Genomic DNA, 26,245 nt, shown 5'->3' with positions numbered 1-26,245 from the left:
TTTATGCAGTCATCTTTTCATTGTTCTCCACTTCACTAAAAATCGACTGATAGATACGATGTTTCATTAGTACGATCAGGCCAATTATAGAGAAGAAATTCACCAGAGATAATGTGATAATTGTATATCGGAGTGGAAAAATATCTGCTATGATACCAACGACTATTACCAAAAGGATTTGCCCTGCACTTTGGATGAGTCCATAAAAGCTAGTCACCCTCCCCATAATTTCAATCGGAACATGAAATTGATAAAATGTGTTGTAGCCAGTGTTTGCAAAAGAATTAAAAAACCCCAATATTACGAACCCTATTGTAATCATTGTGAATGACGTACTGAAGGCATACAGTAAGTAACCAAGTGACATTAGAAGAAGTCCTCCACCAAAAAGAAAACGAATGGATAGTTTTTTTGAATAAGACGCCACCGTCAATGCGCCTAAAATAGATCCTATGCCTGTAATACTAATGAGCAAACTATAATCCAGCTCTGATAGCCCAACTACTCGCTGAGTAAAGACAACTTCTTGCGTATCCATAGCAAATGTTGTGAACAGTGTTCCTAAATACAAAGCAAGTACTAGCATAAAAACGGGTGTTTTTTTTCCAAAAGCAATAACGGTTTTTGCGTCTTCTCTAATAGCTGAAAAAGACAATGGATTTTTAAATGATGTTTTTTCTTTCTGTTGATCAGGTAAAAATAAAAACAAAATTGCTGATATTAAAAAAGAGATTGCATTTAAAAAGATTGCTAAATACACTGAACCAATGACAAAAAGCACCCCTGCAATCGCGGGTCCTACAATAAATGCACCAGAGCTTGTTAAGGAATAAAATGCATTAAATTGTTTGCGTTGTTCAGCTGGAACAAGTTCCGTAATATAGGTAAGCGATGCAGGTGCAAAAAATGCTTTCGCCATGCTCACAAACCACAACAATATGTATATCTCCCATACGGTAGGCATAAAAGGGACCAAAGCGATTAATAATGCCCGAATCAAGTCCGTCCATATCATTAACTTTTTGCGATTAGCACGATCAATAATGCTCCCAGCCCAAAATCTCGTGAAAATCGATGCAAGTGGTCCAACAATCCACAGACCAGCCACAGCTGCTGCGGATTCTGTCATTTGATACACTAATAAATTTATAGCGACCAAAAATACAAAATCCCCCAGTCCAGATATTCCAACAGCCCCTAGTAATAAAGTTGGGAAACGCCATCGTTTCCATTTTTCTTTACTTACCACTTAATCACCCCTTTACACAATCTATTCAATACGCACAAGTTAATTACCTGTAAAATGGATCTCTTCTTCAACTAACGGGTGCTTTACTTCAATAAGGGTTAAAGCCTTTTTCTTATTCAACTAACGAAGCAGGTTAGTGGAATAAGTGCTGCGTTTGATTTAGTATTTTAAACGAAGAATTATTAAGAGGTGAGGAGATTGGTGAAAGCAGATGATTAGCCTCCTAAAAATAAAAAACACAATTTTAGGAGGCTAATCAAGTGAAGTTTAATTTAATTGATAAAGAAAAATGGGATAGAAACCCGTATTTCGAGCATTATTTAAATCTAAAGTGTACCTTTAGCATAACAGCAAATATAGACATCACAACGTTATTGGAACAGCTTCGTACCAAGGGAATTAAGCTATACCCTACTTTTATTTACATGATCAGCAAGACAGTAAATTCTCATGAAGAATTTAGAACTTGCTTTAATGATGAGGGTGTTCTAGGGTATTGGGATAAAATGATTCCAAGTTATACAATCTTCCACAGTGATAATAAATCATTCTCAAGCATATGGACGGAGTTTTCTAATGAATTTACTGTCTTTTATAAAAACTATCAAAGTGATATAAAGCAATACGCTGAAGTTAAAGGTCTCTTTACAAAAGATAATGAACCCAAAAATTCTTTTCCTATATCTAGTATTCCTTGGGTTAGTTTTACTGGCTTTAACCTAAATATAAATAATGATAGCGACTTTTTATTACCCATCATTACAGGGGGGAAATATTTAAATATGAAAGATAAAACGTTGTTGCCAATTTCATTACAAGTGCATCATGCTGTTTGTGATGGATATAACGTAGTACATTTATAGAGGATTTGCAGCAATTAGCTAATAATTGTCATGATTGGCTTCCTTAAAATATGCAAATGAGTGCTCGTTTTAATTTAACTAAGGAGTTGTATTGGCGACTCCTTCTTATTGAACTAACGGGTGCTTTAGTTGAACAACCAGCTGCCTTTACAAGGCGGCTTTTTCTTATTGAGTTATGAAGTTGAATACTCCCTAATTGTGGTGTTATGTCAACCAAGCGTGCATACGTTATACAATCCAGTTGAGTAACAGAATCGATGTTTGCGGACGGATCGTCCGTGACGGTCAAGGGCTAAATCATTAGCTATCACGTTTTAGTCGTAGATTTTTGAACCATAAAGAGAATAAAAGACATTCATCAATGAACGATGAATGTCTTTTATTATTCTCTTGTAAACCCGGGAAGAGACTATATAATCTCAACCCTTATTAAATTTTAGTACAACCACATCAAAGATACGGTTTATGGATTTTATTGTTACAAATCCAATTGGAATCAATACAAATAAATACACAGCAGAATACATCATACTTTTAAAATCACTTGTTGCAGATAACTTTGTAAACGCTAAAGCGATAACAAAAGCAATCATAAAAATAAAAAGATTATTTTTCGAAATTTTCATAATTGGAAAACTCCCCTAGTTTAATCTTATTAAATCCAACCATTGGTTTCACAAAAGTCTGTGAAGAACCTATAGTCCCCTTCCAGTTTTTAACATGCTTTTATAATACCATAAGTAACTACATGATAAACAATTCCAGATGATAATTAACCGAAATTACTCAAGCCAGCTTTATCTCTTTAGAAATAATTGATATTCCTTCTTCAACTAACGGGTGCTTTAGTTAAACAAGACCATCATTTCGATGGTCTAGTTTTACGTCCAAAACATCAAGTAGATTTCGGCCATCCATTGTGAAATGATACACTTAAACTAACGGGGCAGGTTAGTTGAAGAAGGTAACGTAGGTGTAAAGGATTTAAAGGTAATGATAAAGAGCTTAATCATTGTGCTGTGTGCTTAGAACATTATTATTTAAGTTAGTAGCTAAATGTAATAGAAAAAAATTTGCGCAGGATTTTTAAAGGAGGAACTAGAGGTGGAAGCGAAATATCCAATTGGAAAATTTCAGCTTGATGGTGAGATTACTAATATTATGACAGAAGGTTGGATAAATGAGATTGAAGATTTACCTGGATTATTACGAGAGGTTGTAAGAGACTTGGATAATGAACAGCTTGATACACCTTATCGTTCAGGAGGATGGACTGTTCGTCAAGTAGTGCATCACTTAGCGGATAGTCATATGAATGCCTATGTTCGTTTTAAATTGGCTCTTACTGAAGAAAATCCTGTAATCAAGCCTTATGACGAAGGGAAATGGGCAGAACTTCCTGACTACAAATTACCAGTTGATATTTCACTATCTCTGCTAGAAGCATTGCACATACGCTGGGTCAAACTTTTACGTAGTCTAAGTCCTGCTGATATTGAAAAGACATTTATACATCCGGATTTAGGCGGAGTTTCAGTAGGTGAAAATATAGGAATTTACGCTTGGCATAGTGGACATCATCTTGCACATATTACTTCTTTATGTTCTCGTATGGGCTGGTAAATTACTACTTCTTGAAAGAAGAGCTAAGCTAGAAGGTTAAATGGAATTTATTTGACTAACGGGTGCTTTAGTTAAACAAGACCATCATTTCGATGGTCTATTTTTTATCCGAATCATCAAGTAGATCTCAGAAATCCATTGTGAAATGTTACACTTAAACTAACGGGGCAGGTTAGTGTTAAAAGTAGTAGTTTCTTTTGGTAACCTTAACAGAGGATGATGGATATGTTTTTCTGTAATAAAGAAGATGTTAAGATTGGATATTCAATGGAAGAATTTTCAAAGGTAAGAGCAATGCATTAAACATTCCAATAATAGAAAACTTGCATTTAAAACAGATGATTGAACCTAATAATTCTATTAAGAAAATGATAGTGTAAAAAGGTTTTAAGGAGATAGGTGATTAAATGAAAGACAAATACAAATTAAAAGACCCTTCAAAAAAATATATTGAAGTAGTAGAACAAGCTAATTCTTTGTACGGTTTGTTTTCGAGGAAGAAAAAATTAAGAGCGATAGAGTTTTTAAAAAGTAAATTAAATGACGAAGATTTCGAAGTAGAAGAATTAGCTAGTGGATTTATATTCATAGGCTATTTATATCAAGAAATTAAAGAATATGAATCTGCAGCATTTTACTTTAGTAAAGGTTACAGCTTAGGTAAAGACGTCCTATTTCCTTATAACTCTGAATTAAAAAAAGTATTAAAAACTTTTCTAAAAGCAAGTCGAAAAGATTTATATGATTATTGGCGTTCAGATTTTTTAAAGCGAAGTCTTTACGACAAAAAATTCAACAAATTGATGAATTCATAACTCCTCTACTCCTCTTATTAAATTAACGAGTGCTTTACTTCAAGAAGGAGTAAAGCATTTTTTCTTATTGAGCTAACTGGGCAGGTTAGTTGAACAAATTAACCTGAGAAAGGAGAAAAAATGGAATCGAATCAAAGAAAAATGATGGATAATGCCTTGAAAAAAATTGTGACACCGGTTTTAAGAAAACAAGAATTTAAAGGGTCGTTTCCTCACTTTAGACGGACAAATGAAAAGATTATAGATTTAATTACTATCCAATTCAACAGATGGGGTGGTTCAATTGTAGTTGAATTGGCAACGTGTCCAATAGAAGGTGTAACTATGAGTTGGGGAGAAAAAATCCCACCAAACAAAGCAACTGCTCATCATCTAAACAATCGGTTTAGGTTAGGAGCAAAATCAGTTGATGAAGAAGGAATATGGTTTGATTTTGAGAATGCAAAAACAGAAGATGATTTTGATGAAATAGCTTCAAGTGTTGTGGGTTTATTAAATACATCAGACCGTTTTTGGATTTCTATGTTATTAAACTAACGGGGCATGTTAGTTGAATAAGAAAAATCGTAAATTGGAACTTATAGACATTTAAACCGTAATAACATTAAGGGAATAATTAGGGAGGGATTTATTGATTTTCATTATATTGTTGTACGGAATTATAGCGGGAGTTTTTATTTCAAAGAGAAAAATGAAAATGTCTCAAGCAGTAATACCAATGATCGCATTCGCAATTCTTTCAAGTGTTGCTTTAGGTCAAAATTACACTAAAAGTTTAATTCCTGAAGTGAATGATGGTATAGGAATCTCCAATTTTTTAGCTACATTTTTATTGCCAGAAGACGGTTGGACAAAAGAAATGTTTTTATCAAAATTTGAATTATATCTGGGTATTTCTATCGCATTAATTCTTTTATATTTTTTAATCGTAATTGTTGAAAATATAAAATCAAATGTTAAAGCATAAGCGGTCTTATTGTGCTAACGGGTGCTTTAGTTGAATAAAAGGAATACTTCCCGATTGTGATGCTATGTCAACTGGTTGTGTATGGACTATACATGCCAGTTGAGTAATCGAATCGATGGATGGCGGACGAATCAGCCAATGATAAGCTTTCTTTAAAAGTGAAACGTTCGGTAAATATACTTTATTGTTGATCTATAGAAGGGAAGGTGAGTTAAAACATGAAATACCAATTGCATTTCACCATTCCAGAATTCCCTAATCCTAATCCGATGCCTGAAGATTATGAGTACTGGGTTCCGTTAATGAAATACTTCATTGAGAAATCGGATACCATCGAGATCCATTGTTGGAATGAAGAAAAAGAAGTGATTAAGGAAACGAAAGCCTTAGTTCAAGACGATCCTGAGTTGCCAGAAGATATGAAATTAACCATTTTCCGAGGAATCCTGACGTACGATATTTCACATCATCTTCTTTATGATCACATAGCTGAAACGGAGAATATCAAATGGTTCTCTATTTTCTTAAGCAAAGGTGATACTACGATGTTTCATTCTGAACATTGGGGAACGGAATTTTTTGCCCCTAATCTTAGTGAAGAAGAAATAGCGTATATTACATCCGTTATGCCAAAGGATACAAATTTCAACCAATACGAGTAGATAAACAGCTTTTTTTCCTTCAGCTCTCAGGGGGGGCGGTTTCAAAAGTATTATATGAGGTGCAAACTCGAATAAAATCCAGAAAGGTAGCGTTTTAGGTAGAAAAATGAGAGTGAAATATCCACGAAAAATGATCCAATCAAGTTAAGCAACTTCAACTAACGGGTGCATAGTGAGTTATCAAAAGAAAAGCAATTCACGCTCGCTGCCCCGTTTAAAGTTATTACACCGTAAATGTAAAGCAAATTTGATGTGTTTTAGGCTTGAGTTTTTAAAACCATTTGAACTAATAATACGGACTTATATGGATAAATTTTTCTGGGAATCAATACAAACACAATGAATTGGCATAGAGGGCTACATTGGCAGCTTATTGAGTATTTTCGAAGTGTTGATCCAAGAAGGATTAACGCTTATTTTGTTGAACTTCTTCAACTAACGGGGGCAGTTTAGTTCAATAAAGAGTACAAAGACGGTTGGCTAAATTCTAAAATGTAGGCTGATTTAATGAAATAAAAAACACGAATGATTGGTTTTCTACGATTGAGGAGAATACAATAGGAAGATTCCATAAAGGAGAGGGTTTAATAAATGCGTCAAGACTTTAAAGAAATTGCCTTGAAATTACTATGGGTTATAGGTTTGCTTGCATTGCTACTGGTTGCTTTCCATTATCAACAGATAATAAAACAAGATTTTGAAGCAACGTATAATCCTCTATCTACGTATTGGTTCAACTCGATTGTCCCCTTTTTGTTTGGCTAATATAGTTCCCTAATCTTTATAAAATTTTGGTCGTTTAAAATTAATATACCACTGTTTCTATGCATAACATGTCCATTACTAATTCTATCCTTTTATAGTCCAGTCACATACACGATTTTCTTAAATGTAGCACCTAATTCTTCTTCATTTAGTGTACCTATCCCTTATTGGTTGTTTAATATAAACTCATTTGAGATTGTTCCAATTGTCGCTGGATTAACTTTTATCGTGAGTTTATTTGGGGTAAACCGGCAACAATCAAGGAATTAATAGATTCTTCACTAGAAGATGACTTTTTTAGCTGTATCTTTATTTGCATGTACATCGGATCAGACGATCGTTCAGAAGGTAAGTCAAAAAGGAAATTCTTATTCAACTAACGGGTGCTTTACTTCAATAAGGATCAATTATTTGGTCTGTTAATCGTTTAGCTGGTCCATTTTATGGATTTCACCACAAAATCTGGGAATACCCGGATTTACTGCCTCTTCTGCACCAAATGGAAATTCTCGTTTTAATCCTTACACCCTCTATATTAAATGTATATTATATTAGTCCTTTGGGAAAACTAATCAAAAAAGGGTTGGTAATATGGAATTAAATTTGATTTGGAATGCAGTTCTCATTGTTGTAGTGGGAGTGCTCTTATTAAGACTAGCTGGAAGAAATTCCATTTCTCAAATGACCGTCTCCGAACTTGTTATAATGATTACGATTGGACCTTTACTTAGTCGTCCTATCGAGAACCAAGGACTTTGGAACACATTTGGTGTTGCTTCTGTTCTCATACTTACAGTGTTTGTAATCCAGTATCTTAAAATAAAGTTTGAAGGGGTAGAAAAACTTCTTACAGGAAAATCAATATTAGTAATTGAAAATGGGACCATAAATGAAGAAAACATGAAAAAAATGAGACTTACTACTGAAAATCTTGAAATGCGATTACGCCAAGTTGGAATCTACACTATAGGTGATCTAGAGTGGGGAACAATAGAGGTTAATGGAGAACTTGGTTATAAGTTGAACGCTAATAAACAACCAGCCACCAAGCAGGACATTCAGGATTTAATACTATTAATTGAATCCAAGTTTTCCGATACATCCTTTTCTTATCAAAAGGATTGATTTAATCAATCAGTCGCATACCAATGTGAATGATCCGATCAGCCCGGAGTTGCCGAAAGACTAGAATAATTTTTCTCAACTGTACAGCACATAATAGAAAATCACAAAACACTCCTTCCGCCTGAAAAGGTAGAAGGAGTGTTTTTATTATTGGGTTTGGATGAATGATTTTGTTGAAAATATACTAAGTTTTGTTAACTTATAGTAAATTTCGTTAAGAATTATCCGAAATATGGAAAATAAAAGCATCAATATGATAAATATTAGATTGTGTGAGAATTGTGTGAGTGATTGCACGACCAAAAGAAAGGGGTTTACAAGTGAGAAAAAAGAGTAGTGTTCTAATGAGAAAGAGCATAGCTTTGTTAATGCCGTTAGCTTTGATGATGCAAACGATTCCTGCCTATGCTGCAGGGGATGAGAGTGCACCGGACAGTGAAAGGGCAGAGTATTTAGATCTGAAGTTATTTACGGGGGAGTTGCATTCGCATACTTCCATTAGTGATGGTGTGTTGTTCCCGGAGGATGCTGTTAATCATGTGGCGGAAAATACGAATCTTGATTTTTACAGTACATCGGAACATGATGTGACGTTTGATATAACTACTGGTAATGACTATCTGGAAAGCTACACAGATTCTTACTCGGATGAATACAAGTTTTCTCGATCAGAGCTTGATAGATTGAATTCTGACAGTCTTGTAACAATACCTGGTGTTGAAGTAACTTGGTATGACAATGCTGGGCATATCAATTTGTTCAATACAGAATGGTTTCCTAGAACATATGGAAAAGGGGCAACTGGACAATTTGGAATGGGCGAATTAATGTATGATCTTCCAACATTTTATGGTCGTCTTGCAGAAGAAGAAGGTGCAATTGCACAATTCAATCATCCCGATCCAAATAGTAAAGGCAATTTCAATGGCTTTGGTCATTTAAATAAAGACATAGATGATAACGTTACGTTGTTTGAATATAAAGTTTCACGTTATTTTGACACATTCGTCCAAGCTTTAGATAATGGGTGGCACCTTTCTCCTTCCTATGGAGGGGATGAACACAGTGCCAATTGGGGAAGCGGAAATCCTGCTTTAACAGGTGTTTGGACAGATGAATTAACCAGAGAAAGTATTTACGATGCAATGGCGAACCGCCGTACGTATGTTACTTTCGATGAAAATTTTGAATTAGGTTACTCAGCTAATGGAAATATAATGGGTTCTATACTCTCTGGGGACACAAAAGAACTTAATCTTAATGTTTTATTGAAAGATCCAGACACAGAGGATCTTATTGACAATGTCACTATCTATACAAACAACGGTGAGATTGTAAAAGAATATAAGGATATTAATAACAATGAGTTTGTATTAGATGAGTCGATACCATCCAGTGATGGGGAATATTTCTTCGTTCGAACTTTCCAGAAAGATGGAGATGAAATACTTAGTGCACCGTTCTGGGTTGGTGAAGTAACGAAAGGAACTGACTACGCTCCTGACATCGTCATAAACGGGGAATTGCCTTCTACTGTTCAGTTAGGTGATACAGTGGAAATTCCTGATGCAACATCAATTGATGATAGTGGTGAAACTCCTAATGTGAAAGCAGAAGTTTTCGATTCTAAAGGCATGGCGGAAATAGTGGATAATCATTTCGTGGTAGAGGAATACGGCGAATACTTTGTTAGATACTATACGACGGATTCAGCAGGAAATTCACGGGTTAACACAGTCAGAATATTGGTTGATGATACTAGTCTAGATGGAGACAAAATTTTAAATGAATTTACGCCAACTGTAAATGTTGGGGCAACGGATGAAGAAGTAGGCATAACACTGGTTACGGACAGTGTTCTGAAGGAAGCCCATGTTCAGTATATGCCTACTTCCGAAAAAGATTGGAGCAATGCAAGTGTCATGGAAACAAAGGTTTCTTATTTTGAATCTGCATATGGGGAAAATATAGACAATAGTAGTTATAGAGTACTAGCTTCACATGAGGCAGATTTAGCGGATTTAAAAAGAGGGACAACTTATCAATACCGATATGGCCTGACTCCGGAAGGTCCATGGGGACAAGCGTATTCATTTGAAACAGCTCCTGAATCAGAGGATACAACGATTTACCTTATGGGGGATCTCCAAGTTCCGGACCGAAATCCAGAAAGCTTTAAGCTTTATACTGACATGCTGGATGTATTGAAACAAAACAATGCAAACGGCAAGCTAATGATCCAAGTTGGTGACTTGGTGAATTCAGCTGGTATGACTGATGCTTGGACGGATGTAATGAAGTATATCTACAAAGACCTGAATTTGTTATCAGCAAACATGATTGGGAATCATGAAGTCATACAAGATGTTGATGCAAGCTCATACACGAATTTCTTCAACTTACCTGAAAATGGCAAAGGGACGAAAAAAGAAGGGAATTATTCGTTTGACTATGGAGACGCACACATCGCTGTATTAAACTCGATGGACTTCACGGATAAGCAATTAGAGTGGCTTGAGCAAGACATGAGAGCAACCAATAAGAAATGGAAAATTGTGATGGGGCATTTCCCGTATTATGGTGGTTCACATAGCGATGATGCTGGGATGAGTACAGGTAGAGCACAAATATCTAAGAAACTTCAACAATTGGGAGTAAGCCTTTATATTGGCGGGCATGACCATGTATATAAACGTACCACCATTAGAGACGGTGTCATGAATAATAACCAAGACGCGATGAACTTAGGGACTACGTTTATTACAATGGGTTCATCTGGTCCTAAATTTTATGACAATGAAGTCTATGATTGGGATAACGTAGTTTACGATGAAAATGTTCAGACTGGCGTGATTCTGGAAGCTAATGAAGATTCCTTAACGATTAAAGCCTACAATAATGCCGGAACTGTTATTGATGAATTTACATTGACTCCGCCGGAAAGCCATATGGAATTATCAAGTGTAGATGTGGAGGATGGAGAGTTTAATGGAGTTGGTTTATTAAACTATCCGGATTCAAGTGATCAAGTTACTGTGATTGGTGCTACCTATGATGCAACAGGTACAAAGCTTATCGATGCACAGATTAAAGAGGTAGCATTAGAGGGACTTGGTCGTGAACAAATCATCAATTTCGACAAACCACTTATTTATAATGATCAAAATACGGTGAAACTTTTTGTTTGGGACAATTTGACGAATCAAAATCCTATTTTCCCTTCTAGAATTGTAAGAGAAGCGATGGATGGAGAAGGTACTGCAGAAAATCCATATAAAGTTGATACAGTTCAAGACTTGGAGAAAATCCAATATTATCCGGATAAACATTATATCCTAACAAAAGATATCATTGGAAACCAGGATGTAATTACTGCAATTGGATCCGATGCCACCCCATTCAGTGGAGTTTTTGATGGAAATGGACATTTTATAACAGGTGTTGATATTTCAACAAATGGTGCTGGATTATTCCGGATTAATAACGGCACGATCAAAAATATCGCTGTTTTGGATGTGAACATTGCTACAGGAACGAATGATGTAGGAATTCTGGTAGATGTAAATAATGGGACGATTGAAAACTCCTACACGACAGGAGCTATCAAGGGACAGTCGACTGTCGGCGGCCTGGTTGGCTATTCAAATGGAATAATTAGAAACAGTTATTCAACCGCCAATGTAAAAGCAAATGAAAAACAAGCGGGTGGTTTGGTTGGGATTACGAACCGTGGAAGTATTACAGAAAATGTATATGCAACTGGTACTGTAACAGCAGGAGCAAGCAATGCGGGTGGAATCAGTGGTTACGCCTATGGTGATACAGTGATACAGAACAGTGCTGCATTGAATACTTCAGTAATTACGACTACCGCAGCTAATAGAATTGTAGGAAGAGTGTTGGCTGGCGAAAAGGCGGAATTAGAAAATAACATCGCAAAAGAGAAGATGATTGTCAGCAAAGAGGCAATCACTCAGGAAGATCCAAATAATGAAAAAGGTCTTGGTAAGAGTGAAGATGCCCTTAAAGACCAAGCAACGTTTGAAGATCTTGACTGGGATTTTAATCACGTATGGACGTGGGATGAAAACGCAGATCGACCTATATTAATAGGGAATAAAGAACTTACGGAAAACAGTGGGGCAGGAAAACCATCATTGGATCAGGATGAAAATGGATTCTACATGATCAGAACGGTGGAAGACCTTAAGCAAATCGATGATCATTTAAATGAAAAGTATACTTTGGAAAATGATATTGATTTAACAGGAGAAGTATTAACACCATTTGCTGTTGATGCACCATTTATGGGAACACTTGATGGTAACGGGAAAAAGCTGATTAACTTCAAATCAACTTCAGGTGCTCTTATTCATTTAAATGGTGGAACTATCCATAACATCGCGATGGTGAATGTAGATGTAACCGGAGAAACTGGCGCATCTCAAACTGGTGTACTAGTGAATCTTAACAATGGGACGATCGAAAATAGTTATTCGACAGGTAAAGTAACTGGGGCCAATACAGTAGGTGGATTAGTTGGGTACTCAAATGCTGTAATACGAAATAGTTACTCCAACGCAGATGTATCGGCAACTGGGAGTCAAGCTGGTGGACTGGTAGGTATCACAAATTCTGGAAGTTTGACAGAGAATGTGTATGCTACTGGTAAAGTGAGTGCCACTAAGAGTAATGCAGGTGGTATTTCCGGATATGGTTACAACAATACAGCTGTGAAAAATACGATTGCATTAAATGGAACTGTAACATCTCCATATGCGAATAGAGTCGTCGGTCGTATATTAAGCGGACATACTGCAATTTTGGAAAATAACTTTGCCTATAATGGATCGATCGTTAATGTGGAAAAAACAAAAGAAAATGCTGGATCCAGTGTGTCAGGATTAAGTAAAACAAAAGAAGAAATCGAAACGATTGAGACGTACAGTGAGTTATTAGGTTGGGATTTTGAAACGGTTTGGAAATGGGATGAAACATTAAAACGTCCTGTATTAAGATAATCAATTGTTCTGTTCAGCGGGAAGTAATCTTCTCGCTGATAACTTTCTAAGTACGAATGAAGTTAGATGGAGGTTAAGGATGAAAAAATTAATATGTATGTTCATCGCAACAGTTGTAATAAGCCTATGTATCCCATTATTAACACTTGCTGCAACAACCAATAATGAAGATGGCACATTTACAACTAGTGGACATGATGCCAAATATGCCAATAAAGTAATGACGATTACAGTTTTCAAAGGAAATGTTCTTACATCCGAAAATTTGATGTATATCGACGAATTCACAGCTGACGAATCAGGAAAGTATTCGAATACGTATAAAACGAAAGAAGCATTGACCAACAATGTATCCTTTACCGTTCAAGTAACTACAGAAAGCAATCTTGTCGAGAAAGAAGTCATTAAGCTTAACGGGTCAACGCCAAATCCAGAACCAAACCCAACACCAACTCCAGAGCCAACGCCTGAACCAATCACTTTTGCTGATATCTCAGAACATTGGGCAAAAGAGGATATTGAATTATTAGCAACAAAAGGCATTATTAATGGACTGAAAAATGGATTATTTGCACCCGAAAAAGATATTACACGTGCAGAATTCACAGCCCTACTTGCGCGTGCTCTCGACTTGCCAAAAGCGACGGAGCAAGAAAACTTTACAGATGTCCGACCAACGGATTGGTATGTTTCGGAACTACAATCAGCTGTTGAAGCAGGATTAATCAATGGTTACGAAGACAATACATTTAAACCAAGTATGTACATCACACGTGAACAAATGGCTGCATTAATGGGTCGTGCATACAAAATCATAGAGAAACAAGCACCAACAATGGATGTGGATCAAGTATTGGCAAAATATATAGATCGTAAATCTATCAGTGCATGGTCCAGAGCAGACGTAGCATTAGCTATACAACTTGGCGTAATTCAAGGAAACAAGGCAAATGAATTGCAACCAAAAGAATCTGCAACAAGGGCAGAGACAGCAGTCATGCTAAAAAGGTTACTGGTAGAAATTAAACTGCTGGAAGAATAGATTTGCATAAAGCGATATTCATCAAATAAAATGACAAATTATCAAAAAGGGTATGTTCAAAGTGATTTCTGAACATACCCTTTTTTGCCTCCTAGCACTAAAACGCTGAACCGTAGCATAAATAAATGAGGTTTTCTCATTTACTTATGCTTTTTGCTTAGTTATTAGAGGGTTTGATGTTTTAATTCTGTACTATTATGCCGCTTTCTAGCCCTGATACGTTCTGCAGTATTCGGGAAATCCGCCAAGCTGAATGGCTATTTGACATACGTTGAGAAAAAAGGTTTGTCTAAGTTTTCATATTACTTAGAAACTGTAGCATTAAAACTAAGTTTACAATGACACAAGGTAGGTTTTTTTTCATACTATATTGTTGGGGTGAATAAATGCCAAGAGTAAAATACAAAAGTTCAGACATTGACTTAATGGCAAGGATGATGAGGGCAGAAGCCGAAGGTGAAGGACAGCAAGGAATGTTATATGTTGGAAATGTAATTGTTAATCGTCTTAAAGCCGATTGTTTAGACTTTAGAGATTTAAGAACAATTTCAGATGTAATTTTTCAAGTACAAGGAGGAAATTATTCTTTTGAAGCGGTTCAAAAAGGTAATTTATTTTATGAAAGAGCGAGATCTGTTGAAAAAAGATTAGCAAAAAAGAATTTAGATTATTGGAGAGACCATCCAGGGAAATATGCTCTATGGTATTTTAATCCATATGCACCATGCCCTCCAACATGGTACGGTCAACCTTATGCTGGTCAATTTAAAAATCATTGTTATTATGAACCAGCAGCTGGAACATGTGATAGTGTTTATAGTGGTTAGGTTGTCTAAGAGCTATTATTAATTCTGGAGGTTTTTGTGATTTTGCCTTTTGGTGCTACAACATTTTTAGTTATAGGTACTGGTTACCAACTATATTCATTCAATGCACTCCTATAGGTAATGTAACAGTTGTCGGTTGAAAAAAGCTGAAACCCAAACCTCAGCCTGTTTTTTTCCAAACGTTATTTTGTATTTTTTATCTCACTAATAAAAAAGGGAACCTCCTGGTTAGCAGGGTTCCCTTTTTTTACATATCAAACATTTAGTAATAGTAATTTATCCAAGGATGCAAGATTGTGAAGTATTGTACTTAAACTAAAATGTGCTTTCGTATTATAAGGTCAACAAGTTTTTAAAGGTTGACCTTATTTTTATATGATTTAATATTTCAGTAAATAGTTGTTACAATGAAATTATTAATAAGGAAGGAAGTGCAAAACTATGGATTTCAAAACAGTTATGCAGGAGCTTGAAGCCCTCGGTAAGGAACGAACGAAAAAAATATACTTATCTAATGGTGCGCACGAGCCTCTTTTTGGCGTAGCTACAGGCGCTATGAAACCAATTGCAAAGAAGATAAGAATAAATCAACATTTAGCTGACGAGCTTTATTCCACAGGTAACTACGATGCAATGTACTTTGCAGGCATTATTGCAGATCCAAAAGCCATGACTGAGACGGATTTTGATCGGTGGATGGATGCAGCATATTTTTATATGCTGTCCGATTATGTGGTTGCAGTAACTTTATCAGAGTCTGATATTGCACAAGACGTTGCTGATAAATGGATTGCAAGCGGTCAAGAACTGAGAATGTCAGCGGGCTGGAGTTGCTACTGCTGGCTTTTAGGTAATCGCATAGACAATGAATTTTCCGAAAGCAAGATTTCAAATATGCTTGATCTTGTAAAAAATAAGATTCACGATTCCCCAGAACGAACGAAATCAGCTATGAATAATTTTCTATACACTGTGGGGACTTCATATTTGCCTCACCATGAAAAGGCAGTCGAGACCGCAAAGGCAGTAGGTACAGTAGAAGTCAAACGGGACAAGAAAAAAAGCAGTATCCTAAACGCTTACGAAAGTATTCAAAAAGAAATTGATAAAGGGAGGCTGGGTTTTAAACGAAAACATGTAAGATGTTAAAAATTAGCTTCGTATCGGTGTGTTGATCGAAGAAGGTTTGACGTTCTTTAATGTTGAAGTTAGTGAACTCCCATGAAAAACAGTGCATAAAAAGAGGACCCAGAGATGAGCCTTAATTCTTCTTCAACTAACAGGGCAGCTTTCCTGTTTGAAGAATGTTCGAGGTCTTGAACGAAAAAGAGCCCTCTTGTATGATCATGAGTGTCAACTGTCATTGACTCATTATCAAACAAGGAGGACTCCTATACGGCTCTTTCTTCTTGTTCAACTAATTGGGTAGGTTAGTTGAAGAAGAAGAAAGGAAAATAGAGGTTTATGATACGTTCCCAGACGTTATTCCTCTTAGTAAGTTTAAAAATGGTTAACATAAAAAAACCTTTCCAAAGGAAGGTAACAATAAGCTTTTGAATAATTTTTATTCAATCTCAAGTCCGAAGTATTTTTAATTTTCTTTAGAAAGTTCGCTATATCTTTTGAAATTTTCTAGAATCGCCTGCCAGCCTGCTTTTTGCTGCTCAATGGAATGAGTGGCTTCTCCTTCAAAAACTTCAATTATCTTAGTGTCGTTTTCTTGACTAACAAACGTGATCGTAACTTTCCTACCATCTCCAAGAGTGTAAGAAATAAATTCATTTATTCTAATTTCATCATAAACTCCACCAAAATCAAATCCAAAGCTTCCATCCTTTGCTTCCATTCTTGTATGGAATCTTCCGCCAACCCTTACATCATTTTCGGCAATTGGTGCGTGCCAGTCTTCAGAAGCAAACGTCCATTTCGTTATATGCTTTGGTTCTGTCCAAAATTCCCACACTTTTTCAACGGGTGCATGAACTATTGTTTCTACCGTTATGGTTACTTTATCGCCTGTGTCCATTATAATTCCCCTCTCAACATTAATGGTTAATTATACCACATGATTTTTAGGTTAGAATAGTTGAAAAGCATCGGAAACCCAAAATAATTAACCGGAAATTTGCGCTTAGATAAGACATACGGAAGCTTATAAACGGATTAAGACTTTCTAAACCGAGTGAAGAAGAAGGGTGCAGTGCAAAGTGTCAGCTCTTTTTTCTTATTCAACTAACGGGACAAGTTAGTTCAATATAAAGTGATAAAATGTTTTTATAGCATTATTAACTTCGGGATGTGATTAAATCGGACAAAAGTTATTGATTATATATCAAGAATGGGAAGATAAATTAGATAAAGACGAGTGGTATTTCAGTAATTTTTTTGAATCAATTACTAAGGGAATGACTTCTGAAGAAGAGTTTAACTATTTACCAATTGTCATTGAGATGTTATTTAAGTTAGACGATGACTATTTGATATGGGAAACCCTTTATTTCTTAATTAATCTGTATAGTATTTCAGATACCACTCAGATACACCCATTCCTCGACCGTAATTGGTCTGGGTTAATCATATAAAGAAATTTAATGATTCCTATGCTTCTCCATTTAAGGAACTTGAAAATTACCTTAGAATAAAAAATTGAGATTATTACCCTTATTCAATTATCGGGTACTTTACTTCAAAACGGAGTGAAACCATTTCTAATTGAACTTTTTGGGGGTCAAAAAACTGCACCTTCAATCGTTAGACACAACTAACAATTGGAGGTGCAGTTCATTATAAGGGTTTTCTTTGAATAAATGGTAGATTTATCAGATTTTGAGAGTGGATATGATGTTGTGGAAAGTTTATAAAAAAATCCACGCTGTAGATCAAAAGAGTTATATCCTGTTCATTGGAAACGCCATACATCCTATGAGGGAGGGGTGTTTTTGAAATCTTGATAAAACAATCAATGCATTCCTTTCCATTCCCCTTGGTTTTTGGATGCTTTTTCTTTTTTCGCCTTTTCTTTTTTCGCTCGATTAGCATTTGCACTGCCAAATTCTTTGGAGAATTCTGAATCTGTTTTGCTGGAGTCAAACCCTTGTTTATTCTTTTGTTCTGCGTCATTTTTCTTAGTCCGTTTCGCCATAGATATCACTCCTTTTGTTCTTTAGTATGAGAAATGAAAGTAGAAATATACGTCCTAGCATTTTGCAGGTATTTATCAATCTCCATAAACAATTCCTAACAAGTTAATCAATAATATTTTTAAATCCCTATATGATTAAGATAATCTTTCTTTCATCTACCGTGAAAAAATGAACAATAGACACAAGATTAAGAATGCCCACTGTTATTTATATGTCCGCCTAGACTAGAACGGCGAATGGCTGTACCTGCTAATTGAAGTAATTCAATACATTTACCCAACTGGAAGAGTATCTGATGTAAATGATTTTAATATTCAACACATTTGTGTCTTTTTTAGGGGCATGGATAGGAAATATAGGTAGCAGTGTTAATAGAATTTTAACGTTTCATAAATCAAAAATAACCGATAACTAAAAGATGGGTTATTGTTGAACTAACGGAGTGCTTTACTTCAATAAAGATGCAAAGCATTTTTATTATTCAACTAACGCAGCAGTTTAGTTGAAGAAGAGAATGGGAGTTTTTATGTCGCATTTGACACATAAGGTGCAAGAAAAAAAGCCGACGTGATAGCCGGCTGCTAAACAATTAATGATGATTCATGAAATATAAAAACCAAACCGCATGATTTTGTTCATCAGCAGAAGCTTGCGTGAAAGCATCTTTAATAACAGGATTATTAGTACTTCGCGCTATATCGTGATAGAAGTCTACAGTCTCCTGTTCATCTATGAATGCAGCAAGTATCCCACTTTTATAATCTGCAGAACATTGTTTTGTGATTTGTGGAGTAGGTTGTTTTCCCGTCAAAGAAATATAAAGTTGCCAAAAGGTTTCATAGTGTCTGATTTCATCATTTCTGATTTCAAGAATACGATTTTTTATTTCGGCGTTCTGAGCCTGGTTCGCTAATAATTCATAGCAGGCAATTGCTGTATATTCACCATTAATTGCTTTCAAAATGTCGTTTAATACTTCCATGTTTGCAGAAGGCTGCACAGAATTTTGATTCAATTTGCTTTCACTCCTTTTTATCAATATATGGGTACACCATGTTTTGTGGACCTTGTCTTATGGGAGTGAAGGTCTTAGTACGCAGTTCGACCATAATGTGTATTAAAAGATAAGGTGCTTATTCAACTAACAGGGCAGATAAAGAAGGAACAACAATCGATGGTGAATAAAAAGGAGGAGAGAATTAGAAAGATTTAATTAAAGGCTCTGTTATCGTTTATTGTTGATTTTTACAAAGGAAAACCGCCCATGACATGAGCGGTTAAAAAAAATCGTTATCCGTTAGCTGAAGTGAACTATTAGCCAATAAATTGCATCAATAGCTGGTTAAACTTCTCACGTTCTTCCCAAAAAGGACCATGACCGCTGTATTGAAATGGAACAAGCAGTGAATTTTTTATTAGCGTATTTGTTTCCTGAGCTTTATCAAACGGAACAATTTTATCATGTATTCCGTGAATAATCAGTGTAGGTACTAGTATTTTGTCAAGATCATAGTACACGTTCTCATCTCTTAGTGTCTTCATGACTGCTACAGTCGACCAACCAGCTGCCTGTAATCCTAGCTGAAAAAACCAGTCCGATAATGGGGTGGTAAGATACTGGAAGAAGAAGAGATCATTTAATCCCTGCAACATTTTAGGTCGATCATTAAGTGATCCTGAAATGAACATATTTGCAACTTCTTCTTGAACACTATACGGAGATTGCGCGTCTATGAGGACAAGTTTGGATACTCCATAACCTTGGTGTCGAGCCATATATCGAATCGAGATTGCCCCTCCTGTAGAGTGTCCAGCTAGTGTGAAGTCTTTTAACTGCAACGCGACTACTACTGCATGGATATCATCTGCCAATCTGTCAAAGTTGTAGCCATGGAATGGTTTATCCGAATTACCGAACCCCCTCCAGTCGATGCCTATACATCGATATCCCATTGCTGGAAGAACATCAAACTGATATTCATACTGCTTATGGTTTAATGGCCAACCATGTATAAATAGTATTGTTTTATTTCCCTCCGGGTTTACATCCTCTACATATATCTTTACACCAGGTTCTACAGTAACAAAGTATCCCATGTTGTTCCCTCCGTTTAATTAAAGTGGCATCAACAATAAGATACTCATCTAGGGAAACATAGGTGAATTGCTTGGGTTGTTTAAGCACTCTTTCTACTTCAACTAACGGGGCAGGTTAGTTGAACAATAAAATTGGGGAAAAAATAAATACAAGAACAGATCGGGGTTAATTATGTCTGAATACATTATTGATTTAGTTAACGATACAGATAAAGAAGAAGCTTTTGAAATTACTGGAGACAACATTGCCTTAGTAAACGTTATGGATGGTAGTGGAATGATGTAACTCAGAATTGTAGAGTACAAATTAATCTGGTTTTCTGAACAAAACCCTTCGGTTCAGTGATTGAATCGGGCTTTATAAAATCTTTGAATAAAACGTTACTAAATGGCGAACTATTTGGTAATTAATTTACATGTGAGTTTATCCGTGGTAATATAACTAAATATTCCCAAGGTTAAAGGAGATTGAATGATGAAAAAACTATTATTGCTTCACTTTCTTTAGTTCTTGCAGCTTGTACTGAAGACGAAGAAGAGAAAAAAGTTACAACGACTGAAGGAACTAAATCTGAAGAAACTACATCTAAAGAAAAAGCGAACCCAGCTGGAGATATGATGAAGTTTTACTTATCAATCTCTCAATCTATTAATGCTGTAGATGCAGAACTAAATGCTTATGAAAATATAGATTTAGAAGCACCTCCAGAAGCTGCTGAGCTTAAAAAAATGCGGGATGCTGCAAAAACAGCTGCTGCAAATACTGCGGTTAAAGTAGAAGAATTAGAAGTTCCGGCTGAATTAAAAGATCATCAAGAAACAATTGACTCAGCATTAAACAAATTACAAGAAGCTTATACAATGAAAGCAGACGCATTAGCTGCGGAAGGTGACGTTGTATTAGATGAGGCAAATGCAAAATTTGAAGAGGCTGACGCTGAATTAAGTAAGGTACTTAAAGAAGTTGGCTTAGCTGAATCAAGCATTGCCAGCGAAGTAGCACAATAAGAAAAAATCGTCCGATTGAACGGACGATTTTTTTATTTAACATTATGTCAGTTGGTATATATACAAATGTGAAGCCAGCTGCCTTTAAAGGGCAGCTTTTCTTGTGGAGTAATGAAATCGAATACTTCCCAATCCGGGTGTTATGTCTACTTGGAGTCGAATGCTTTAGTTGAATATCATTGGGCTGCTGAAGGCAACTCTTTTCCTACTTGAATTATCGGGGCAGTTTTGAACAGTATTTAGAAAGGGAGTTAAAAAATGAGTATTAAATTTAAGTATCGAATTGCGTTAATAATACTTATGATAATTTTTATTTCTTTTCAGGCAATGAGAATTATTGATAGTTACAACAAAGGGTTTCTATCTGGTCTCCCTAGTTTTCAGTTATTAATTGGACTAATTATTTTGATTGCATTATTTTTACCTAATCATCAAAAAGAAGATGAGTAAATTTTTGACAAGATGCTCAAGCAGCCATTTTCCTTATTGATCTAACGAAGCAGGTTAGTGTAAATAAAACAATCGTCATTACCACAGAGTAATAATTGAAACATTGACCCAACATAATTGGTTAGATTACTAAAAAGAACCCACTAAAAAAACTATTTGAGGTGAAGTTATGTGGAGTATATCGAAAGAAGTTAAAGAAAGATTTTTAATGTGTAATTTACTGCCAATTCATGAATCCGACCAAAATTGGGAAGTAGCACGAAAAGAAGCAATAGAAGAAAGGTACGATCTCATTGCGCGTTTAAAAGAAGAACTTGAAGACGTAAAAGCGAGATTGCTGGCAGTCTTGCCAAGCCGTTTCATTCCATTCGTGGAAAATGCTACTTTAAATCAACCGACATTACCAAAACAAGTACGTGATGATTATTTGCAATGGATGCGAGAAGCAGACAAGGAATTTGAACAAATTTTAGATGCTGCATATGAACAGACAAAGCAGACTGTTACCTATTTACCAACTACAGTTCAAGAGGTCTTTGCGGAAAGTTTGCATGATTCAACCATTGAACGAATTGAACGAGAGGATAAAACGCTTCATCTATACGTCAATACAGAGGGTGGGTTTTCATCCAAATCACTTATTCATTTCATTTTTCAAAATGTTATAGCAGAAGAAACAGATGAACCAATCCAAGTTGGGCAATGGTTCATTTACAATGAGTTACAGAAAACAGATGATGGGTTTGCTTTCCGTGTGCTGTTTGAATGTCCTGATGCAGAGTGGACAATCGAAATTAAAGAGATGGATGTCCAGTATTATTATCGTCCGATTACTTATGCAACATTGAGAGATGAAGGTAGGATTGAAAAGACATCACTTGCAGAGTACATTACACAGCTGAATCTGGAATATAGCTATTTTTTGATTACACCAGATGTGAAGTGTTCTATTCAATCCTTTTCGGAAAATATGGTATTAGAAAACGGAAAGATTGAATTTGGAAAGAATAATATAATTGTTACAGTTGGGAATGAATGCTTTACGTATGAGTTAGATGAGTACAATCCAATCAAGTTCATTTACACGAACGTATACGAAAATCCGTATGCACAGTTTAGTGAACCGGTGCCAACAGAACAACTCGAAGTAGCCGCATTGAGTGATGAATTAGAATTGCAAGTCCGGGCATGGAATACAATGTATGCGAATCCTGAAGAACTAGCAGGCATTATCAATCGCGTATTATGGAATATGGAGATTACGGAAGAAAATGAAATGATGGTAAGTGTTTATGTGAGTCATTTTTATAAAACAGGGATTTTGACAACAGCAGTCATCGAAAAGTATCGAACAGAAATTTATTAGTATCCATTTCACGGAATAATAAGAAATGTACTTAAAGTAACGGGTGCTTTAGTTGAAGAACATCGGTCAGCTTAAAGCAACTCTTTTTCTTAATAAACTAACGTAGCAGTAGAGTTGAAGAAGGAAAAATAAGAGAAACTTATTGGGGGGGAATATATTGAGTACAGTTTTTTATATGGTGAGACACGGTGAGTCGCCAAAAGAAGGAAATGATAGAACAAGAGGATTAACCGAAAAAGGTTATTTAGATGCTCAACGAGTAACTGACATATTGAAAGATGAAAAAATCGATACAGTTGTTTCAAGCCCATACCTACGTTCAATATTGACTGTTGAAAAGATAGCTCAACAAATAGGGCAAGAAGTTTTAGTCTTTGAGGATTTAAAAGAGAGGATATTTTCTTCTGAAATCAAAAGATTAGCTGATAAGGAATTGGTTCAGATTTTGGAAAAGTCGTTTTTCGATTCGAATTTCTCCTTAGAGGGAGGAGAATCAAATGCTGATTGTCAAGAAAGAGCAATAAAAGTTTTAAAAGAACTATTAGATACTTTGAGAAATAAAAAAGTAGTTATAGGAACTCACGGGGCTATTATGACCTTGATGATGGGATATTTCGATAGCACCTATGACTTAAATTTTTTACATAGCACATCAAAACCTGATATTTATAGAATGGAATTCAATGAACAGGAATTACTGAACGTTCAAAGAATATGGTGAGTTAAATGAATTTGTAAGTTTATTTTAAATCAAATAAGAGGAGGGAATAAAGTTGGTATATAATGCAAAAGGTCAGCGAGGAGTTATAGGATTTTTATTTGCGATGATGATGGGTTTATTAATTTCAAATATTACAGGATTTAATTTTTCCAAAGGGTTATTATATTTTCAAATAGTAGTTCTTGTTTTTCTTGTTGTATCATTCTTTATTCGATACAAGTTTGAAATAAATGACGGTTTTCTGACGTATCAACCATTATTCTTAGCAATTCCTCTCTATAAAAAAGTAATATATCCCAATCAAATAATTAAGATAAAATTTAAACGATTAGGTTGGACAAACAAAGGTGCTATTATAAAAATCAAAAAGGGATTTAACATTCATGTTGTTAATTTCGAACCCGACAACGTATTTATAGATTTAATTAATTTTACAAATAAAAATTCTATTTCAATCTTAAAAACAAAGGATTATCTGATTTTAGAAAAAATGAAATAACCTTATTCAACTAACATGGCAGGTTAATATAATAAGAATTAAAATGATAAAATTGAATCACAGTGGAATTAGTGCTAGACAGAATTAATCCAAAATTATTTATTCTGGAGGTAAAAATGAAAACATTTATTGAGTTTTTAGAAGATAATTTAGGTGAAATTCTTTATGGGTTTGGGGATGATGCGGAAAGTGCAGAATTACCATTCCAAATTGTTAAATTTAGCAAAGGTCCCTTCCAAAAAACTACGACCTACTCCACGTTAGGATTGAGCAATCATATTTTGGCATCGCCTGAAAATGAAATGGAGATTCGTCAAGAGTTAATAATGGTTTCTTATTCGGAATTTGGGGATGAAGGCATACCAGGTATTCTCCACCAGGTTGGTATGTCCATTCTTAAAGATCACTCTGCTCTCTTGAGAGGGGATGTAATAGGTCCGTACGGTTCATTATTTGATGATTCGAACCTTGAAGCTTTATATTCCAGCATTCCAGTTTATTTTCATGATAGCTTCCATAGCTACGATATTGATACAAACTCTTCAATTCTAATGACCTGGCTTATTCCAATTACATCACAGGAAGCTGGGTTTATAAGTAAGCAGGGTTGGGATAGCTTTGAAGACATTTTAGAGGAAAAGGACCCTGATTTAGTGGATTTTTACAGAGAGAGTATCGTCTAATTAAGCAAACGGTGGGTGCTTTACCTCAAGTCGAGGTTAAGTCACTTTTTTATTGAACTAACGAGGCAGTTTAGTTCAATAAAGAGTAGTTAATATTAGTTGAATTTTTTCTGGAAAGTAAGCTTGTCTATTCTAATAAACATGTGATAGAATACATTAATTTGTGCATTTAGCGATGAATCGCCTGACATCTCAAATTAGTTTAGTAAAAGAGAATTAATTAGATGAGGAGACGTTTCGATGGAATTCAGAGGATCAAATGTTTACGATCAAACAGATTTTTTTTCAAATTACATGAAAAGAAGAAACAGACAAGATAGTCCAAATAATGCCATTGAAGGTCCAATTATCTATGAATTAATTGGGAACATTCAAGATAAAAGCGTCTTAGATTTAGGATGTGGTGATGCCTCGTTCGGAAAAGAACTCTTACAGTTAGGGGCAAAAAACTACACAGGAGTTGAAGGTTCGGAACAAATGGTGGAAGTGGCACGCTCTAACGTACTTGAACCAAACGGGACAATACACTTTGAAACAATGGAATCTTATGACTATCCGACAGAGGCATTTGATATTGTAACATCTCGATTTGCATTCCATTATGTTTCAGACATTAACCGCCTGTTTCAAGATGTTCATAAAACACTTAAAGGAAACGGAAGATTTGCTTTTAGTATCCAGCATCCACTAACAACTTCATCATTTGTTAGTAAGCAATCTGGGGACAAACGCGGTAATTGGATTGTTGATGACTATTTCCGTGAGGGTGAAAGAAAAGAGCCTTGGATTGATCAAATAGTGGTTAAGTATCATCGTACAATTGAAAATTATTTTATAGCACTTAGACAAGTTGGCTTTACAGTGCTAGATTTACGTGAAGGTACACCAAAACGTGAACATTTCAGTAGCGAAGAAGAATTTGTAAGAAGACAGCGAATTCCAGTTGTATTGGCTTTTTCTTGTGTGAAGTAAACAAATATCCTAACATGCCTGTTAACGCGTGCTTTACTTCAATAAGGATTAAGACCATTTCTTATTCAACTAACGGGGCAGGTTAGTTGAACAAGGTGAGCTGAAATCATGTTTAAATTTCTAATATTGTTTCAAAAGTGATTTTTTAGTGGGACTTACATATGAGTGGAATTGCAAAAACTCCTGAACCACCTTATTACGCAGTGATTTTTTCTTCACAAAGACCGGAAGTAGGCAGGGGTTACGGGATAATGGCGGATAAAATGGTGGAATTAGCTTCTCGGCAGAAAACTTTTTCTCAAAGTTTGTAAAGTAGTGAGACATAACTTTTTTGAAATGTGACAATT

The 26,245-nt window shown here is 35.5% G+C and carries 25 protein-coding genes and 1 pseudogene; 20 read left to right on the top strand and 6 right to left on the bottom strand.

All coding sequences use genetic code 11. The annotated features are described in order from the left end of the window. Window position 1: 1 nt before the first annotated feature. Window positions 2-1,249: an MFS transporter gene (locus HMPREF1210_RS05030; RefSeq protein WP_016427534.1), complete on the bottom strand. Its 1,248-nt coding sequence runs from the start codon at window positions 1,247-1,249 to the stop codon at window positions 2-4. A gap of 260 nt (window positions 1,250-1,509) precedes the next feature. Between HMPREF1210_RS05030 and catA the strand changes: the two are divergent. Beyond that, a pseudogene (gene catA / locus HMPREF1210_RS05025) lies at window positions 1,510-2,159 on the top strand (type A chloramphenicol O-acetyltransferase). A 372-nt stretch (window positions 2,160-2,531) separates the two neighbouring features. Here the strand turns inward: catA and HMPREF1210_RS05020 are convergent. Beyond that, window positions 2,532-2,738: a hypothetical protein gene (locus HMPREF1210_RS05020; protein WP_016427532.1), complete on the bottom strand. Its 207-nt coding sequence runs from the start codon at window positions 2,736-2,738 to the stop codon at window positions 2,532-2,534. A gap of 478 nt (window positions 2,739-3,216) precedes the next feature. On the opposite strand from HMPREF1210_RS05020, the gene HMPREF1210_RS05015 reads away from it, so the two are divergent. The 11 genes from HMPREF1210_RS05015 to HMPREF1210_RS04970 all read left to right on the top strand — a co-directional run bounded on the left by HMPREF1210_RS05015 (window position 3,217) and on the right by HMPREF1210_RS04970 (window position 16,108). Then, entirely contained in the window at window positions 3,217-3,735 is a 519-nt protein-coding gene (locus tag HMPREF1210_RS05015; RefSeq protein WP_016427531.1) for a YfiT family bacillithiol transferase, read from the top strand. Between the two features lie 407 nt (window positions 3,736-4,142). Then, window positions 4,143-4,550: a hypothetical protein gene (locus tag HMPREF1210_RS05010; protein ID WP_016427530.1), complete on the top strand. Its 408-nt coding sequence runs from the start codon at window positions 4,143-4,145 to the stop codon at window positions 4,548-4,550. A 120-nt stretch (window positions 4,551-4,670) separates the two neighbouring features. After that, window positions 4,671-5,087, top strand: coding sequence for a DUF4304 domain-containing protein (locus tag HMPREF1210_RS05005; protein WP_016427529.1), 417 nt, complete (start codon window positions 4,671-4,673; stop codon window positions 5,085-5,087). Between the two features lie 94 nt (window positions 5,088-5,181). After that, window positions 5,182-5,517 (top strand): hypothetical protein, encoded by a 336-nt coding sequence (locus HMPREF1210_RS05000; protein WP_016427528.1) that lies wholly within the window; start codon window positions 5,182-5,184, stop codon window positions 5,515-5,517. Between the two features lie 218 nt (window positions 5,518-5,735). Further along, window positions 5,736-6,179, top strand: a complete 444-nt coding sequence (locus tag HMPREF1210_RS04995) for a hypothetical protein (RefSeq protein ID WP_016427527.1) — start codon at window positions 5,736-5,738, stop codon at window positions 6,177-6,179. Between the two features lie 591 nt (window positions 6,180-6,770). Continuing rightward, window positions 6,771-6,944 (top strand): hypothetical protein, encoded by a 174-nt coding sequence (locus HMPREF1210_RS17950; RefSeq protein ID WP_016427526.1) that lies wholly within the window; start codon window positions 6,771-6,773, stop codon window positions 6,942-6,944. A gap of 591 nt (window positions 6,945-7,535) precedes the next feature. Then, window positions 7,536-8,069 carry a DUF421 domain-containing protein gene (locus HMPREF1210_RS04990; protein ID WP_016427525.1) on the top strand — a complete coding sequence of 178 codons (534 nt, stop codon included), beginning with the start codon at window positions 7,536-7,538 and terminating at the stop codon, window positions 8,067-8,069. Window positions 8,070-8,413: 344 nt separating this feature from the next. After that, complete coding sequence (locus tag HMPREF1210_RS04985) at window positions 8,414-13,090, top strand: CehA/McbA family metallohydrolase (RefSeq protein ID WP_016427524.1); 4,677 nt, start codon at window positions 8,414-8,416, stop codon at window positions 13,088-13,090. 79 nt (window positions 13,091-13,169) lie between these two features. Then, window positions 13,170-14,132, top strand: a complete 963-nt coding sequence (locus HMPREF1210_RS17260) for an S-layer homology domain-containing protein (protein ID WP_016427523.1) — start codon at window positions 13,170-13,172, stop codon at window positions 14,130-14,132. A 386-nt stretch (window positions 14,133-14,518) separates the two neighbouring features. Then, window positions 14,519-14,959, top strand: coding sequence for a cell wall hydrolase (locus tag HMPREF1210_RS04975; protein WP_016427522.1), 441 nt, complete (start codon window positions 14,519-14,521; stop codon window positions 14,957-14,959). A 441-nt stretch (window positions 14,960-15,400) separates the two neighbouring features. Next, window positions 15,401-16,108 carry a DNA alkylation repair protein gene (locus tag HMPREF1210_RS04970; RefSeq protein ID WP_016427521.1) on the top strand — a complete coding sequence of 236 codons (708 nt, stop codon included), beginning with the start codon at window positions 15,401-15,403 and terminating at the stop codon, window positions 16,106-16,108. 442 nt (window positions 16,109-16,550) lie between these two features. Here the strand turns inward: HMPREF1210_RS04970 and HMPREF1210_RS04965 are convergent, their stop codons facing one another. The 4 genes from HMPREF1210_RS04965 to HMPREF1210_RS04945 form a co-directional block, all read right to left on the bottom strand. Next, window positions 16,551-16,985: an SRPBCC family protein gene (locus HMPREF1210_RS04965; RefSeq protein WP_016427520.1), complete on the bottom strand. Its 435-nt coding sequence runs from the start codon at window positions 16,983-16,985 to the stop codon at window positions 16,551-16,553. 933 nt (window positions 16,986-17,918) lie between these two features. Then, window positions 17,919-18,101: a hypothetical protein gene (locus HMPREF1210_RS04955; RefSeq protein WP_016427518.1), complete on the bottom strand. Its 183-nt coding sequence runs from the start codon at window positions 18,099-18,101 to the stop codon at window positions 17,919-17,921. 590 nt (window positions 18,102-18,691) lie between these two features. Beyond that, complete coding sequence (locus tag HMPREF1210_RS04950) at window positions 18,692-19,084, bottom strand: ferritin family protein (RefSeq protein WP_036659725.1); 393 nt, start codon at window positions 19,082-19,084, stop codon at window positions 18,692-18,694. Between the two features lie 332 nt (window positions 19,085-19,416). Beyond that, entirely contained in the window at window positions 19,417-20,199 is a 783-nt protein-coding gene (locus HMPREF1210_RS04945; protein ID WP_016427516.1) for an alpha/beta fold hydrolase, read from the bottom strand. 468 nt (window positions 20,200-20,667) lie between these two features. Between HMPREF1210_RS04945 and HMPREF1210_RS04940 the strand changes: the two genes are divergently transcribed. The 8 genes from HMPREF1210_RS04940 to HMPREF1210_RS04905 all read left to right on the top strand — a co-directional run bounded on the left by HMPREF1210_RS04940 (window position 20,668) and on the right by HMPREF1210_RS04905 (window position 26,209). Then, a complete protein-coding gene (locus HMPREF1210_RS04940) occupies window positions 20,668-21,207 on the top strand; it encodes a hypothetical protein (protein ID WP_016427515.1) in 540 nt (179 codons plus the stop codon). A 258-nt stretch (window positions 21,208-21,465) separates the two neighbouring features. Next, the gene (locus HMPREF1210_RS04935; protein WP_016427514.1) at window positions 21,466-21,657 is read left to right on the top strand and encodes a hypothetical protein; all 192 of its coding nucleotides are present in this window, start codon (window positions 21,466-21,468) and stop codon (window positions 21,655-21,657) included. A gap of 169 nt (window positions 21,658-21,826) precedes the next feature. After that, the gene (locus HMPREF1210_RS04930; protein WP_016427513.1) at window positions 21,827-23,023 is read left to right on the top strand and encodes a DUF4085 family protein; all 1,197 of its coding nucleotides are present in this window, start codon (window positions 21,827-21,829) and stop codon (window positions 23,021-23,023) included. Window positions 23,024-23,180: 157 nt separating this feature from the next. Continuing rightward, entirely contained in the window at window positions 23,181-23,744 is a 564-nt protein-coding gene (locus tag HMPREF1210_RS04925) for a histidine phosphatase family protein (RefSeq protein ID WP_016427512.1), read from the top strand. Window positions 23,745-23,796: 52 nt separating this feature from the next. Further along, complete coding sequence (locus HMPREF1210_RS04920; RefSeq protein ID WP_016427511.1) at window positions 23,797-24,243, top strand: hypothetical protein; 447 nt, start codon at window positions 23,797-23,799, stop codon at window positions 24,241-24,243. 116 nt (window positions 24,244-24,359) lie between these two features. After that, entirely contained in the window at window positions 24,360-24,926 is a 567-nt protein-coding gene (locus HMPREF1210_RS04915; protein WP_016427510.1) for a suppressor of fused domain protein, read from the top strand. A gap of 240 nt (window positions 24,927-25,166) precedes the next feature. Beyond that, on the top strand, window positions 25,167-25,898 hold the full coding sequence (locus HMPREF1210_RS04910) for a bifunctional 2-polyprenyl-6-hydroxyphenol methylase/3-demethylubiquinol 3-O-methyltransferase UbiG (RefSeq protein ID WP_016427509.1): 732 nt from the start codon (window positions 25,167-25,169) through the stop codon (window positions 25,896-25,898). A 161-nt stretch (window positions 25,899-26,059) separates the two neighbouring features. Further along, window positions 26,060-26,209: a hypothetical protein gene (locus HMPREF1210_RS04905; protein WP_016427508.1), complete on the top strand. Its 150-nt coding sequence runs from the start codon at window positions 26,060-26,062 to the stop codon at window positions 26,207-26,209. Window positions 26,210-26,245: the final 36 nt, after the last annotated feature.

The organism is Paenisporosarcina sp. HGH0030, assembly GCF_000411295.1.
Classification (GTDB): Bacteria; Bacillota; Bacilli; order Bacillales_A; family Planococcaceae; genus Paenisporosarcina.
The sequence above is the reverse complement of the archived record's forward strand: the minus strand, read 5'-3'. Positions and strand labels throughout refer to the sequence as shown.

Coding starts and splice junctions, on each gene's coding strand:
- HMPREF1210_RS05020 (WP_016427532.1), bottom strand. CDS start 2,738: ATGAAAATTTCGAAAAATAATCTTTTTATTTTTATGATTGCTTTTGTT.
- HMPREF1210_RS05010 (WP_016427530.1), top strand. CDS start 4,143: ATGAAAGACAAATACAAATTAAAAGACCCTTCAAAAAAATATATTGAA.
- HMPREF1210_RS05005 (WP_016427529.1), top strand. CDS start 4,671: ATGGAATCGAATCAAAGAAAAATGATGGATAATGCCTTGAAAAAAATT.
- HMPREF1210_RS04995 (WP_016427527.1), top strand. CDS start 5,736: ATGAAATACCAATTGCATTTCACCATTCCAGAATTCCCTAATCCTAAT.
- HMPREF1210_RS17950 (WP_016427526.1), top strand. CDS start 6,771: ATGCGTCAAGACTTTAAAGAAATTGCCTTGAAATTACTATGGGTTATA.
- HMPREF1210_RS04990 (WP_016427525.1), top strand. CDS start 7,536: ATGGAATTAAATTTGATTTGGAATGCAGTTCTCATTGTTGTAGTGGGA.
- HMPREF1210_RS04985 (WP_016427524.1), top strand. CDS start 8,414: ATGAGAAAGAGCATAGCTTTGTTAATGCCGTTAGCTTTGATGATGCAA.
- HMPREF1210_RS17260 (WP_016427523.1), top strand. CDS start 13,170: ATGAAAAAATTAATATGTATGTTCATCGCAACAGTTGTAATAAGCCTA.
- HMPREF1210_RS04975 (WP_016427522.1), top strand. CDS start 14,519: ATGCCAAGAGTAAAATACAAAAGTTCAGACATTGACTTAATGGCAAGG.
- HMPREF1210_RS04970 (WP_016427521.1), top strand. CDS start 15,401: ATGGATTTCAAAACAGTTATGCAGGAGCTTGAAGCCCTCGGTAAGGAA.
- HMPREF1210_RS04965 (WP_016427520.1), bottom strand. CDS start 16,985: ATGGACACAGGCGATAAAGTAACCATAACGGTAGAAACAATAGTTCAT.
- HMPREF1210_RS04955 (WP_016427518.1), bottom strand. CDS start 18,101: ATGGCGAAACGGACTAAGAAAAATGACGCAGAACAAAAGAATAAACAA.
- HMPREF1210_RS04950 (WP_036659725.1), bottom strand. CDS start 19,084: ATGGAAGTATTAAACGACATTTTGAAAGCAATTAATGGTGAATATACA.
- HMPREF1210_RS04945 (WP_016427516.1), bottom strand. CDS start 20,199: ATGGGATACTTTGTTACTGTAGAACCTGGTGTAAAGATATATGTAGAG.
- HMPREF1210_RS04935 (WP_016427514.1), top strand. CDS start 21,466: ATGAGTATTAAATTTAAGTATCGAATTGCGTTAATAATACTTATGATA.
- HMPREF1210_RS04930 (WP_016427513.1), top strand. CDS start 21,827: ATGTGGAGTATATCGAAAGAAGTTAAAGAAAGATTTTTAATGTGTAAT.
- HMPREF1210_RS04915 (WP_016427510.1), top strand. CDS start 24,360: ATGAAAACATTTATTGAGTTTTTAGAAGATAATTTAGGTGAAATTCTT.
- HMPREF1210_RS04910 (WP_016427509.1), top strand. CDS start 25,167: ATGGAATTCAGAGGATCAAATGTTTACGATCAAACAGATTTTTTTTCA.
- HMPREF1210_RS04905 (WP_016427508.1), top strand. CDS start 26,060: ATGAGTGGAATTGCAAAAACTCCTGAACCACCTTATTACGCAGTGATT.